This window comes from Brevibacterium sp. XM4083 (genome assembly GCF_006489205.2).
GTDB lineage: Bacteria > Actinomycetota > Actinomycetes > Actinomycetales > Brevibacteriaceae > Brevibacterium.
This window is the reverse complement of record NZ_VFYR02000003.1, coordinates 359,298-372,466: the sequence shown is the minus strand read 5'-3', so window position 1 is coordinate 372,466 and position 13,169 is coordinate 359,298. Positions and strand designations below refer to the sequence as shown.

Here is a 13,169-nt window from a genome sequence, read left to right as displayed (position 1 = left end):
ATCAGAGGAGATCTCATGGACGAGAATGCGACAGGCGGGGGAGCGCTGGCCGGGGTGACGGTCCTCGAGCTCGGCGTCTTCATGGCCGGGCCGTTCGCGACGATGCAGCTGGCCGACCTCGGGGCCCGGGTCATCAAGATCGAGAACCCCGACGGCGGTGACCAGACCCGCAGCACGGGCCCCTACGTCGGCGGTGAGAGCGTGCCGAACATGCTCCTCAACCGCAACAAGGAGTCGATCACCCTCGACCTCAAGGATCCGGTGGGCCGGGAGGCGTTCATGCGCCTGGTCGACCGCGCCGATGTCGTCGTCGAGAACATGCGCCCGGGCGTCATGGCCCGGCTCGGCACCTCGTACGAGGAGGTGGCCGCGCGCAACCCGCGCATCATCTACGCCTCGGCCTCGGGCTGGGGCCAGGATGGGCCCTTGGCGCCGCTTGCCGGGCTCGACATCATGGCGCAGGCGCGCAGCGGGCTGATGAGCATCACCGGGTTCCCCGACTCCCCGCCGGCCAAGGTCGGGGTGCCGATCTGCGACCTCACCGCGGCGATGTACGTGGCCCTGGCGGTCACCTCGGCGCTCTATGAGCGCGACCGATCGGGTCAGGGCCAGCACATCGACGTGTCCCTGTTCGAAAGCGGTGTCTCCTACGCCGTGTGGGAGGCCGCCGCGTACTTCACCGACGGGACGATCGGCCGACCCAACGGCTCGGCGCACCAGAACCAAGCGCCCTACCAGGCAGTGCATTCCTCCGACGGGTTCGTCACCGTCGGGGCGAACACGCCGCGGAACTGGGAGCGGTTCTGCGCCGCCCTCGGTCTCGAGGAGCTGCTCAGCGACGAGCGGTTCGGCCGGTCGTATGACCGGTTGGCCCACCGGGAAGCCCTCATCGCCCTCGTCGAGGAGAAGACGCAGACGATGACGACCGATGAGATCGTCGACGTCCTCAACGCGGCCGGAGTCCCGTGCGCGCCGATCAGCGACTACGGCGAGGTCTTCACCGACGACCATCTCACGGCCCGCGACTTCTACTGGGACTCCGACCACCCGGTGGCCGGGACCGTGCGCCAGATCGGCTCGCCGATGCGGCTCTCGCGCACGCCCGCCCGTCGCGGGCCGGCGGGACCGTCCCTCGGGGCCGACAACGCCGTCCTCGACGACCTCGGGTTCACGCCCGAGGAGTTGGCGAAGCTCAGGGGACAATGAGCACCAGGGGGCTGCGGTCAGCCGCAGCCGGAGAGGGGCCGTCGACGATGGCGGCCGCGATGACGAGCGAAGGAGCCCGACCATGACCGAGAACCCGCCCGAGGCCACGAGCGCTGTCAGCTCGGGCGACCTCCTCGTCGACCTCGCCGACGGCGTCCTGACGATCACGTTCAACCGTCCCGCAGCCCGGAATGCGATGACGTGGGACATGTACATGGGTCTGGCCGAGGCCTGCGAGGAGGCGGACTCGGACGCCTCCGTGCGCGTCATGGTGCTGCGCGGGGCCGGTGACCGCGCCTTCGTCGCCGGCACCGACATCGCCCAGTTCACGGAGTTCGACGGCCCGGCCGGAGTCGCCTACGAGCAGCGGATCTCCGCGGTGCTCACCCGGCTGCGCGCCGTCGATGTGCCCGTCATCGCCGCGATCGACGGGTACTGCGTGGGCGGGGGGCTCGGCATCGCCGCGTGCGCGGATCTGCGGGTGGCCTCCCCCCGCGCGCGGTTCGGCGTGCCGATCGCCCGGACCCTCGGCAACTGCCTGTCCGGGGACACCCTGAGTCTGCTCATCGACCTGCTCGGTCGCGGCCGGGTCGTCGACATGCTGCTGCGCGCCCGCTTCATCGAGGCCGACGAAGCGCTCACCGCCGGATTCGTCGGTCTCATCACCGATGACGTCGACCAGGCGGCCGCCGAGTGGGCGGAGACGCTCAAAGGCCACGCACCCCTGACGATGTGGTCGGTCAAGGAGGTCGTCCGGCGCCTCGCGGCCTCCGGCGGGTCGATCGACGACGCCGACGTCGTCGAGCGGATCTACGGATCCGAGGACTTCCACAACGCCGTCGGCGCCTTCATCGCCAAGACCCCGTACGAGTGGACGGGACGCTGAGACTCACCGAGGCGAGGCGCTGAGCCGCACCGAGGCGAGGCCCTGACCCGCGCCCCGGTCGCTCCGCTCATCACCGGTCATAGGTGCGGATGACCTGGGAGTCATCACGGCGGGCGAGACCGGCGTCGGCCGCCTCGGCGAACTTCCTCCCCGCCACCGGCAGGAGGGCGAGGTCGATGTCGAATCCGGCCGCCACCTCGGCGACCAGCGTCGTGTCCTTGACGAAGATGCTCACGGCACTGGCCACCGGAGCGTCGAGGCCCTCGAGCATGCGCGGTCCGCGGTCACCGAGCATCCACGACTGCCCGGCGCCGGCGGTCATCGCCGCGAGCACCGACTCCTCGTCGAGACCGAGCCGATCCGCCAGGGACAGGGCCTCGGCGGCGGCGACGATGTGGACGGCGCACAGCAGCTGATTGACGATTTTGAACGCCTGCCCGTCGCCGATCCGCTCACCGCAGTCGATGATCGTGCCGAGCGCCTCGAGCACGGGCCGCCGGGAGTCGAGGACTGCGGGCGGACCGGAGGCGAGCAGGCGCAGGGTGCCCGACCGCACTCCGGCGATGCCCCCGGTGACGGGCACGTCGAGGACGGAGATGTCCTGGTGCGCGGCCCGATCCGCGGCGGTCCGGACCGCCGCGGGGCCGACCGTGCTCATGATGATGAGGACGGAGCCGTCGGCCATGAGGTCGAGCAGTCCCGGGGTGTCGGCGCTCGGGTCGCCGGTGAGCGCGGCCTCGAGCTGCGCGCCGTCGGCGACCATGACGATGACGGTGTCGGCCCTCGCCGCCGACTGCGGCTGCGCTTCGGCCGGCAGCCCGCCTGCCGCGGCACGGCTGCGGGGGTCGGGAAACGGGTCGACGCCCGTCACGCTGAGACCGGCGTCGTGCAGACGCAGCGCCATGGGCAGGCCGATGGCGCCGAGGCCGAGGAACGTCACGTGCTCAGACATTGATCCTCCAGTGGATCGGGGGGTCTAGTGGAAGTAGAGGCCGCCGTTGATGCTCAGCGTCTGGCCGGTGATGTGGCCGGCCCCTTCGCTGATGAGGAAGGCGACGGTCGCGGAGACGTCCTCGGGCACGGAGATGCGGCCGAGCGGCGTGGCCGCTCCCATCGCGTCGCGGCGCGCGTCGTCGAGGGGGCCGCCCATGATGTCGGTGTCGACGGGTCCCGGGGCGATGGTGTTCGCGGTGACCCCGTGCGGACCGAGTTCGAGGGCGACCCCGCGCATCAGCCCGATGATCCCCGCCTTCGCCGCCGCGTACGCGGTCTTCGAGAACGTGCCGCCGCCCTTCTGCGCCGTCACCGAGGAGAGACCGACGATGCGTCCGAGCCCGTGGGCGGCCATGATCCGGCCGAAGGCCTGGGTGACGAGGTGGGTGGCGGTGAGGTTGTTCGCGATGACCCGGGTCCACTCGTCGTCGGTGATCTCGAAGTAGGTCACCGAGGAGGAGACGCCGGCGAAGTTCGCGAGCGCGACGATCTGGGGCAGGGAGGACTCGAAGGCGGCGGCCGCCTCGGCGATGGCCGTCGAATCGGTGACGTCGACCCCGGCGCCGCGTGCCGCGATCCCGTGTGCCGCGGTGAGCTCGGCGGCGAGTGCCGTGGCCTCGTCTTCCCGCCGGGCGATGAGGCCGAGGTTCCAGCCGGCCTCGGCGAGCCGGTGGGCGGTGTGCCGCCCGATGCCGTTGGCGCTGCCGACCCCGGTGAGCACGGCGGTCCGCTGGGCGGGGAACGCCGGTCCGGGCTGGGCGGATCCGGTCATGGGGTGACACCTTTCGTCGGGCGGCGTGCGGTGGCGAGCAGTCCGGTGAGATACGTCCGGTTCTCCGCGCAGACGCCGAGGCTGTCGCCGCCGTACTGCTCCATGAGGAACGGTCCGTCGAATCCGAGGTCGAGGGCGCGGGCGACCATCGCGCGGTAGTCGATGATGCCGTCGCGCAGGGTGGTCGGGTGGGCGGTGAACCACGAGCCGTCGGCGGCTTCGTCGCGCTGGTAGTTCTTCATGTGCCAGTAGTTCGCGTACGGCAGCGTCGCCTCGTGCATCTCCCGCCAGTCCTCGATGGGTCGGTGGAGGCGGATGAGGTTGCCGATGTCGGGGTTGAGGCCGACGGTGTCGAGCCCGATCTCCTCGATGAGCCGGACGGCGGAGGCGGCGGTGCCGAGGTACGTGTCCTCGTACATCTCCAGCGACATCGGCAGACCCACCTCGGCGGCATGACGGCCGAGCTCACGCAGCCGGGTCACGGCGAGCGCGCGGACCTCGGGATCATCGGGGTCGGTCCAGCCCGGTGCCGTCCAGAACCACAGCGCCTGCTTCTGCGCGGGGGTGAAGGGCTGGTGGAGTCCGGTGGAGAAGACCCGGCAGCCGAGTTCCGCGGCGGCGTCGATCGTCCGATGGGCGTAGGCGAGGTTGTCCTCGCCGTGGGCGGGGTCGATGACGGACCGGCGCTGGACATGGACGGCGGCGAAGTCGATGCCCGCCGAGGCGGCTGCCGCGGCCAGCTCGGTCCGTCGCTGCGGGGTGAGGTCGGCGGGTCGGATGTGGCTGTCGGCGATCTCGAGGGCGGTGAATCCGAGACCCGCGACGGTGTCGGTGACGTGCTGCCAGGCCGTGGGGTCGGCATCGTGAAGGGCGAGGCCGTCGCGGTCGACGGGGGCGAAGCCGTGCATGCAGCAGGCGATCATACTCATGTGTCCTCACTCTTCTTCGGTGGTGCCGGTCAGGCGTCGGGTGGCTGCGGGTCCTCGACGAGGGCGCGGTGGGCGACCATGCGCAGGTGATGGCGCATCGCGGCTTCGGGGGCGGTGGGGTCGGGGGAGGCGAAGGCGTCGAGGATCGCGCGGTGCTCGGCGATCGCCTCGTCGACGTCGGTGATGCCGTGGGGCAGGGCCTGGCGCAGGCGGTGGACCTGGGCGCCGAGGTCGGCCGACATCTTCATGAGGTAGCGGTTGCCGCAGCTCTCGAGGATGGCACTGTGGAACGCGCGGTCCTTCGCGTAGTAGTCCTGCGCGGCGGCGACTTCGATGTGCCGGGCTGCGTCGGGATCCTCGGCCGACTCCGCAGCGGTGCGGGCCGCCTCGCGGACGCGGACGCCGGACTTCTCGTGCTCGGCGTGGGCGTCCTCGAGCGCACGGAGGAACGCGTCGTCGGCGGGGGTGGCGAGCCGTGTCGCCGCGGTCTCGATGGTCTCACGGGCGACGAAGAGCTCGTCGAGCTGCTCCCGGTCGAGCGGCGGTGCCACCCGGTAGCCGCGGAGGGCTTCGCGGACGACGAGGCCGGTGCGCTCGAGGTCGACGAGGGCTTCGCGCACGGGCGTCGGGGAGACGTCGAGGAGCCGGGCCAGGCCGTCGATGGAGACGCGCTCGCCGGCGGTCAGCTCACCGGTGAGGAGGATCTCGAGGATGTGATCGTAGACGTGGTCGCGCAGGCCGCGCCTCTCGATGTCGGGGCGGCGGATCTCGGGGAGTGAACTCATGGGGACAGCTTAATGACGTCGGGGAGCTCGTCGAGGATCGCCGGGAGCGCTGCCGGGTCGTGGGCGAAGCGTCCGAGGAAGAGACCGTCGACGGCAGCTCCGAGGCGGGTGAGCAGGCCGGGTCGGGCGCTGCCGCCGTAGATGAGACGGAAGTCGAGGCCGGGGTACTGGGCGCGGGTGCGCGAGCGCACGACGGTGCACACCGCGGCGATGTGGTCGGGATCCGCCGGCTCGGCGGCCCCGATCGCCCACACCGGTTCGTAGGCGATGACGACGGTGAGCGGGCGGGGCAGCTCGGCGGTCGCGGTCGGCAGGGCCGAGCGGATCTGGACCATCACCTCGGCGGCGGCCTCCTCAGCCGGGACCGCGTCGACCTCCCCGACGCAGAGGACGGGGATGAGTCCGTGACGCAGGGCGGTCGCGGTCTTCTCCCTGATGAGGCCTTCGGTCTCGGAGAAGTGGCGGCGGCGCTCGGCGTGCCCGATCTCTGCGAACCGGCACCCGAGTTCGGCGAGCACGGCGGCCGAGACCTCGCCGGTCCAGGCCCCGGAGTCGTGGGCGGCGACGTTCTGCGCGCCGATGAGCACGGGGCCTGCGGCCGCGAGGCACGCAGGGATCGAGGGGAACTGCGGGAGGAGGAAGAGCCCTGTCGCACCCGAGGTGACCGCCGGGTGGTCACGGGTCAGCGCGGTCACCTCGGCGAGCCAGTCGAGGGTCTGCCGGTGGCCGAAGTACATCTTCAGGCTCGTGCCGAGGAGCCGATCGGGCAGGGGAGAGGTGACCGCGTCCATGGGTCAGCGGGACTCGTATGCGCTGATCTCGGCGACCTTGTCGTTCGAGGCGCTCGTCGGGTCGAACGTGTAGCCGATCCATTCGTGTGCCAGGCGCCGGGCGAGTTCGACGCCGATGACGCGCTGGCCCATGCAGAGGACCTGGGCGTCGTTGGAGAGCACGGAGCGTTCGACGCTGAAGGAGTCGTGTGCGGTGGCCGCGCGGATGCCCTTGACCTTGTTCGCCGCGATCGCCACGCCCAGTCCGGTCCCGCAGATGAGGATCGCGCGGTCGGCGTCGCCGCGCGCGACGATCTCCGCGGCGGCGGTGGCGATCGAGGGATAGAAGGTGTGCGACTGTGCGTCGACGCCGACGTCGGTGACCGCGGAGATGCGCTCATCGGCCTCGAGGTCGGCCTTGATGACCTCTTTGTAGTCGAACCCCGCGTCGTCGGAGCCGACGACCACTCGCAGTGTCATGATCGGGTTGCCTTTCCTTCGGTGGGCGCCAGGGGTGGCGATGTCGTCAGTGGGGCGGCGCGGCGGGTGAGTTCCTCGGCGACCACCGAGGCGATCATCGCCAGAGAGACCGCGCCGGGGTCGGGGGTGCCGAGGCTCTTGTCCCCGTGGGAGCGGGCGCGGCCGCGGCGGGCGACGAGCTCGGCGGTGGAGTCGGCGCCGCGGTCGGCGGCATGCGCGGCGCGGGCGGCGGCTGCGGCGACGCGGGGAAGCGGGCCGGTGCCGGCTCGATCGCTGCTGTCCGAGCCGGGGGCAGCGGCTTCGGCGACCGCCTCGGCGAATTCGTCGGCCAAGGGGGCCAGGGCATCGACGAGGGTCTTGTCGCCGACCTCGACCTTTCCGAACGCGCGGACGTCGTCAAGGGTGGTCGCCAGCACGGCGGCGACGCCCTCGGGGGTGGGGTCGTCGTCGACGGCTGCGGCGAGTGAGCTGAGGATGCGCCCCCAGATGGCGCCGGAGGTGCCGCCGCCGACGTCGGCCCAGGCCTCACCGGCGACGCGGAGGACGGCGCCGGCCGACTGGTCGTGGGCGGCGGCCGCTTCGGCTTCGAGGGCCGCGGCCTTCGAGCCGCGCTGCATGCCGATCCCGTGGTCGCCGTCGCCGGCGATGCTGTCGAGGTGCCCGAGGTCGTCCGAGGCGTCGTCGACGGCGCCGGCGATGCGGGTGAGGACCGCTGCGATCTCCCGGCCCAGCGCGCGCGACCGGGCGGTGGAGCGGGGGCCGCCGGCATCGCCGCCTGCCGCCGCCGGCGCGGACGTGTCGGGCGCGGCGGTGTCTGGGTCGGCGGTGTCTCGGGTCGCGGTCTCTCGGTCTCCTGCGTCGGCCGTCGTCGCGTCGTCGTCCTCGACTCTCTCGTGGGCGACGCCGAGGGCGCCGCGGGTGAAGGCCGCCGAGGAGCAGGGTGCGTCCCAGAGGGGCGCGAGTTCGTCGTCGAGCCACACGAGAGTGAGGGAGAGGCCTGCCATGTCGAAGCTCGTGCAGAACTCGCCGACCTCAGGGTCGACGATGACGAGTCCGGCTTCGCGCAGGAGCGGGTCGATGAGTCCGTAGAGGAGGTAGAGCTCCTCGTATTTCACGGTGCCCAAGCCGTTGAGGATGGGCACGATCCGTCCCGACGTCACGGGCGCCTCGGAGAGGAGCCGGGTGACGAGGAGCTCGGCGAGCTCCGAGGCGGAGGGCAGCGGAACGTCGTCGATGCCGGGTTCCCCGTGGATGCCGAGGCCAACGGCCATGCGCCCGTCCGGGACGGTGAAGAGGGGAGCGTCGGCGCCGGGCAGGGTGCAGCCGGAGAAGGCGACGCCGATCGAGCGGGTGCGGTCATTCGCCGAGGCGGCGAGGCGTTCGACCTCGGAGAGGTCGAGGCCCGCTTCGGCGGCGGCGCCGGCGATCTTGAAGACGGCGAGGTCCCCGGCGATGCCGCGACGGCGGTCGATCTCGTCGGCCGGGGCGCTGAAGATGTCGTCGGTGACGACGACGGTGCGGGTGTCGATGCCCGCGGCGCGCAGCTGCTCCTGGGCCTGGTCGAAGTTGAGGACGTCGCCGGCGTAGTTGCCGTAGCTGAAGAGGACGCCGCGGCCCTGGTCGCTTGCGCGGGCGACGGAGAGGATCTGCTTCGTCGACGGGGAGGCGAAGACGTTGCCCATCGCCGCGCCGTGGGCGAGGCCGGGACCGACGAGACCGGAGAACGCGGGGAAGTGTCCGCTGCCGCCGCCGATGACGAGTGAGACGGTCGGTGCGGCAGCGCGGGTCGAGCGCACGACCCCGCCGGGCACCGCGCGCACCCAGCGCGCGGCGGCGAGGCTGAGTCCGCGCGACATATCGGCGACGAAGTCATTCGGGTCATTGAACAATCGGGCCACGAGCTCCCCTTCGAACCAGTTCCTATTTCAAAGATCCTATAGGATTATTCGTCGGATGCAAGACCCGGGGTTGATGAGCGGGAAGCGGTGCTGCGGTCCCGACAGCTGCGTCGGGGATTCGGGAAGCGGTGCTCAGGCCTCGGGGGACGAGTAGAGGGCGTCGATGCCGAGGCGGCTCGGCGGCGGCAGCGGACGGCCGCCGCGCAGGTCGGCGGTCGGGGAGTCCTCGGGTGAGCCCGCGGCACGCGCACGCTCGGTGCCGAAGGCGCTGAGGAGGTAGGCGACGAGGCGGCGGGAGAGGTCGTGGGCGTGGGCGTGCGGGGCGCTCGTGAGGCCGCCGTTGGCGAGGATGAGCATGGTGAGGTCGCTGACGGCGAAGTCGGGGCGCAGCATGCCGGCGGTCTTCGCGCGGTCGACGAGGAGGGTGAAGGCGGCTTCGGCGTCGCGGCGCTTGGCGTCGACGTCGGCAGTGCTCGCAAGCGAGGTGAGGAGGGCTTCGGTGAACCCACGGTCCTCGATCTGCATGCGGCAGACCACGGAGATGAAACGGGTGAAGCCGTGCCAGGGGTCGGGGTCCTCGGCGGCCTCGGCGAGGACGATCTCGCAGCGGTCGATCTGGGTGGCGAACACCTCGGCGATGAGAGCGCTGCGATCGGGGAAGCGGCGGAAGAGCGTGGCGATGCCGACTCCGGCCCGGCGGGCGATCGCGTTCATCGGCACGTCGAGTCCGCGTTCGGCGAAGAGCGACCGGGCGGCGGCGACGATGCGGGCACGGTTGGCCGCGGCGTCCGCTCGCAGGGTCGGTTCCCGCGTTCCGTCGGGTGCCATCTGAGTCGTCTCGCTCATTTCTGCTCTCACTTCCCCGCGGAGCGGAATGCTCGCTCCGCGTGTGGTCTTAGCCTAAGTGGAAAGGCCGCTCCGGAACAGTCGGAGGCGGTGAGGATTCACGGGTGAGGAGCCCGGAACGCGGTGGGTCGCCCGGCGGATGCCGGTGGAGGCTCACAGAAGGAGTGCGGAGATGAAGATTCTCATGATCGGACGCGGTGTGATCTCGACGCTGTACGGCTGGGCGCTGGAGCGCGCCGGGCACGAGGTCGATTTCCTCGTCCGTCCCGGGCGGGCCGCCCAGTTCGGTCCGTCTGTCGACCTCGACATCAGGGACGGAAGGTCGGTGCGCGGGGGTCGGCCCGTGCGGCAACGATGGTCGGTCACCCTCCGCGAGGACCTGCCCGCGGGACATGACTACGATCTCGTCGTCCTCAGCGTCAACCCCGACCAGCTCGAGGGCGCGGTCGCCGACATCGGCGACCGCCTCGGCGCGGCGACCCTGCTCGTCTTCTCCAACGTCTGGGACGAACCGACCGAGGTCGTCGCCGGGGTCCCGCGCGATCAGGTCGTGTGGGGCTTTCCCGGCGGGGGCGGCGGGTACTTCGGTGACACGCTGCGCGGAGGCATGGTCAAGGCGGTGACGCTCGGACTCATCGACTCCGCGGAGCCGACCGCACGGCACCGGGCCGTGCGCACCTTGTTCGAGGGGGCGGGCTTCTCCGTCACCGAGGTCGCCGATTTCCGCAGCTGGCTGTGGTTCCACTTCATCCTCGATGCGGGACTCATGGCCGGCATCCGCACCGCGGGAGGCTTCGACGCCTACGTCCGCTCGGCGACGGCGAGTCAGCTCACCGTCGAGCTCATCGACGAGATGACGGCTGTGCTCGAGGCGAAGGGCGGGGTGCGCCGGGTCGGGGCGAAGGCGTTCCGGACCCTGCCCACCGGCGTGGTCGCGTTCGGTCTGCGCCGCCTCCTCGGCGGAGACAACCTCTACGGCCACCTCATGCGGCTCGTGCTCGCCAGTGCGCACGGCAATCCGGAGATGACGGCGATGTATCCGCGCCGAGTCCTCGCCGAAGCGCGCCGCCTCGGCGTCGACGTTCCCCGTCTCGAGGCCCTCGAACCCGTCTTCGCGTGAGGACAAGGTCCCTCGCCGAGGCGGGGTGGGGCGGTGAGGAGCATCCCGTCGGGACGGTGAGGGACACCCGCCCGCTCATGTGACAATGGTGGGCGTGAGGAAGGACAGGCGCCGCCAGCGCGCCCTGCGGGGCGCTGCCGCCGCGGTTGCCGCTACCTTCCTCGCGCTCACCTCCCACCTCCTCGGCGGTGGGTCGATGCCGACCCTCATGGGCATCATCGCGCCGCTGGCGCTTTCGATGCTCGTCTGCGTGCTCCTCGCCGGACGGCGGATGACCCTGGCCCGACTCGTGCCCTCGGTCTTCGTCAGCCAGGGGCTCTTCCACGGACTCTTCTCCGTCTTCACCCCGATGCATCCGATGGCGATGGGCGCCACCGCCGTCGAACGTCAGGCCATGGACCATGCGGGCATGGACGGCTCGGGGGCGATGGCCGGACAGATGGCCGCCTCGGCGGGACAGATGAGCGGAATGCATTCGCACTTCTCTGTGCCGATGACGATCATGCACTGCGTGGCCGCGATCGTCACGATCGCCCTCATCTACTGGGCAGAAGTCCTCCCGGCCCGGCTGCTCGCCTTCGTCCGCCTCGTCGTCCGCGCCCTCGTGCCGGCCCTCGGCACGGTTCGTGCGCTGCCCGAGCGCCCCCGTCTGGCCGTCCCGGTCAGCGATTTCGTGCCCCCACCGCTAGGCGTCCTGCGCTCACCGGTGCTCCGGCGCGGACCCCCGCTTCCCGCTTTCTGATCACTGACCTCCACGGCTCGGCCGCCCGGCCCGATGCCGTGGCATCGCCGTGCCACGACTTTCTCTGTGCCACGGTGATGCCGCGCGTGCGCCCGGAACCGCCGCCGAGCAGGCGAAGTCGCCCTTCGCCGACCATTCCACACAGAAAGCTTGACCATGACAGGACTGTCATCACCCCTGCCCGAAAACTCGGGCACCGCCACCGAGCCGCCCACCCGGCGGACTGTCTCCGACCGCCGGCAGCCGTGGTTCTCCTCGCTCCTGCGCCGCCTGCACTTCTACGCGGGCATCCTCGTCGGCCCGTTCATCCTCATCGCCGCCCTCAGCGGCGCCGTCTACGCGATCAGCCCGCAGATCGAGCGCGTCGTCTACTCCGACGAACTCACCGCCTCGACGGAGGGACCGGCGCTGCCGCTGTCCGACCAGGTCGAATCCGCGAACGCGTACATCGGGGAGGGCCAGACGATCGCCACCGTGCGTCCTGCCCCGGAACCGGGCATGACGACCCGGGTCATGTACGAGGATCCGACGCTCGACTCGAGTGACTACCGGACGATCTTCGTCGACCCGACGACCGCCGAGGTGAAGGGCGACCTTCCCGTGTACGCGGCGTCGAGCACCCTGCCGGTGCGGACGTGGATCTCCCGCCTCCACACCGACCTCCACCTCGGCGACGTCGGCCGGTACTACAGCGAACTCGCCGCCTCGTGGTTGGGGATCATCGCCGCCGCGGGACTGTGCCTGTGGATCGTGCGGGCGCGGAAGGCGAAGAAGATCAGGTCGATGCTCAAGCCCTCCCGCAAGCACAAGGGGCTGCGCCGCACCCTGTCGTGGCACGCCTCGGTGGGAGTGTGGATCGCGGTCGGGATGCTCTTCCTCTCCGCCACCGGGATCACGTGGTCGCAGCTCGGCGGCGGGAACGTCGGCGCGCTGCGCGAAGCACTCAACTGGACGACGCCGTCGATCTCGACCGAACTCAGTGAGGACACCGACGCCGAGGCGGCCGACGCCGGCGGTGCCCATGCCGGGCACGGTGCCGCATCCGGGGGCACCGAGGCGGCTCCGGCCGGCACCCCGAGCCCCGCGGACTTCGACATGATCTCCTCGATGGCCGAGAACGCCGGCTTCACGACGACCTACATCGAGATCGTGCCGCCGGCCGACGCGGACACCGCCTGGCTCGTCGAGCGCTACCAGCACAACTACCCGGACAACACGGGCACGGTGTCGGTGGCCTACGACATGGAGACGATGGCCGAGACCGACCGCGTCGAATTCTCCGACTACGGGGTCGCGGCGATGCTCACGAGCGTGGCCATCGACCTTCACATGGGCACCCTGTTCGGTCTGCCCAACCAGATCGTGCTCTTCTTCCTCGCCATCGGAATCGCCTCGATGGTCGTGTGGGGATACACGATGTGGTGGCAGCGCCGGCCCAAGCACGACCCGTCGCGCCGCTTCGGCATCGCCCCGGCGCGCGGCGCGCTCAAGCAGGCACCGTGGTGGGGCGTGGCCCTCGTCGTCGTCGCGGCCGTCGGCATCGGACTCTTCCTGCCGCTGGTCGGATTGAGCCTCGTCGCCTTCCTCGTCCTCGACGTCATCCTCGGCTGGCGAGCGCGCCGGAAGGCCCGAGCCCAGGCCGGCGCCGGGCAGGAGATGGCACCCGCGTCGCGGAGCTGAGCGAACGACCGGACGACCGCCTCGGTGGGGGAATCATCCCTCGCCGAGGCGGTCGGTGCTTG

13 protein-coding genes are annotated in these 13,169 nt (G+C 71.2%); 5 read left to right on the top strand and 8 right to left on the bottom strand.

Annotated features, from left to right (window positions below):
- Positions 1-15: 15 nt before the first annotated feature.
- Positions 16-1,206: a CaiB/BaiF CoA transferase family protein gene (locus tag FJ887_RS10970; protein WP_137827036.1), complete on the top strand. Its 1,191-nt coding sequence runs from the start codon at positions 16-18 to the stop codon at positions 1,204-1,206.
- A gap of 82 nt (positions 1,207-1,288) precedes the next feature.
- Positions 1,289-2,092, top strand: coding sequence for an enoyl-CoA hydratase (locus FJ887_RS10965; RefSeq protein ID WP_137827035.1), 804 nt, complete (start codon positions 1,289-1,291; stop codon positions 2,090-2,092).
- Positions 2,093-2,162: 70 nt separating this feature from the next.
- Here FJ887_RS10965 and FJ887_RS10960 read toward each other — a convergent pair whose 3' ends face one another.
- From FJ887_RS10960 to FJ887_RS10925, 8 genes are all read right to left on the bottom strand, one after another.
- Complete coding sequence (locus FJ887_RS10960) at positions 2,163-3,044, bottom strand: NAD(P)-dependent oxidoreductase (protein ID WP_137827034.1); 882 nt, start codon at positions 3,042-3,044, stop codon at positions 2,163-2,165.
- Positions 3,045-3,068: 24 nt separating this feature from the next.
- Positions 3,069-3,857: an SDR family NAD(P)-dependent oxidoreductase gene (locus tag FJ887_RS10955; protein WP_137827033.1), complete on the bottom strand. Its 789-nt coding sequence runs from the start codon at positions 3,855-3,857 to the stop codon at positions 3,069-3,071.
- Positions 3,854-4,786 (bottom strand): sugar phosphate isomerase/epimerase family protein, encoded by a 933-nt coding sequence (locus FJ887_RS10950; protein WP_137827032.1) that lies wholly within the window; start codon positions 4,784-4,786, stop codon positions 3,854-3,856. Before FJ887_RS10950 ends, FJ887_RS10955 begins: the two co-directional genes overlap by 4 nt.
- Positions 4,787-4,815: 29 nt before the next feature.
- Positions 4,816-5,571, bottom strand: coding sequence for a GntR family transcriptional regulator (locus tag FJ887_RS10945; protein WP_140955388.1), 756 nt, complete (start codon positions 5,569-5,571; stop codon positions 4,816-4,818).
- Positions 5,568-6,362, bottom strand: coding sequence for a triose-phosphate isomerase family protein (locus FJ887_RS10940; protein WP_137826946.1), 795 nt, complete (start codon positions 6,360-6,362; stop codon positions 5,568-5,570). The genes FJ887_RS10945 and FJ887_RS10940 overlap by 4 nt, the downstream gene beginning before the upstream one ends.
- Positions 6,363-6,365: 3 nt before the next feature.
- Positions 6,366-6,821, bottom strand: a complete 456-nt coding sequence (locus FJ887_RS10935; protein ID WP_137826945.1) for a ribose-5-phosphate isomerase — start codon at positions 6,819-6,821, stop codon at positions 6,366-6,368.
- Positions 6,818-8,719: a dihydroxyacetone kinase family protein gene (locus tag FJ887_RS10930; protein ID WP_140955387.1), complete on the bottom strand. Its 1,902-nt coding sequence runs from the start codon at positions 8,717-8,719 to the stop codon at positions 6,818-6,820. Before FJ887_RS10930 ends, FJ887_RS10935 begins: the two co-directional genes overlap by 4 nt.
- A 132-nt stretch (positions 8,720-8,851) precedes the next feature.
- On the bottom strand, positions 8,852-9,565 hold the full coding sequence (locus FJ887_RS10925) for a TetR/AcrR family transcriptional regulator (RefSeq protein ID WP_137826943.1): 714 nt from the start codon (positions 9,563-9,565) through the stop codon (positions 8,852-8,854).
- Between the two features lie 172 nt (positions 9,566-9,737).
- On the opposite strand from FJ887_RS10925, the gene FJ887_RS10920 reads away from it, so the two are divergent.
- From FJ887_RS10920 to FJ887_RS10910, 3 genes are all read left to right on the top strand, one after another.
- Positions 9,738-10,685, top strand: coding sequence for a ketopantoate reductase family protein (locus FJ887_RS10920; protein WP_137826942.1), 948 nt, complete (start codon positions 9,738-9,740; stop codon positions 10,683-10,685).
- Between the two features lie 85 nt (positions 10,686-10,770).
- Positions 10,771-11,427, top strand: coding sequence for a hypothetical protein (locus FJ887_RS10915; RefSeq protein WP_249356919.1), 657 nt, complete (start codon positions 10,771-10,773; stop codon positions 11,425-11,427).
- A 156-nt stretch (positions 11,428-11,583) separates the two neighbouring features.
- Positions 11,584-13,107: a PepSY-associated TM helix domain-containing protein gene (locus FJ887_RS10910; protein ID WP_137826940.1), complete on the top strand. Its 1,524-nt coding sequence runs from the start codon at positions 11,584-11,586 to the stop codon at positions 13,105-13,107.
- Positions 13,108-13,169 lie beyond the last annotated feature (62 nt).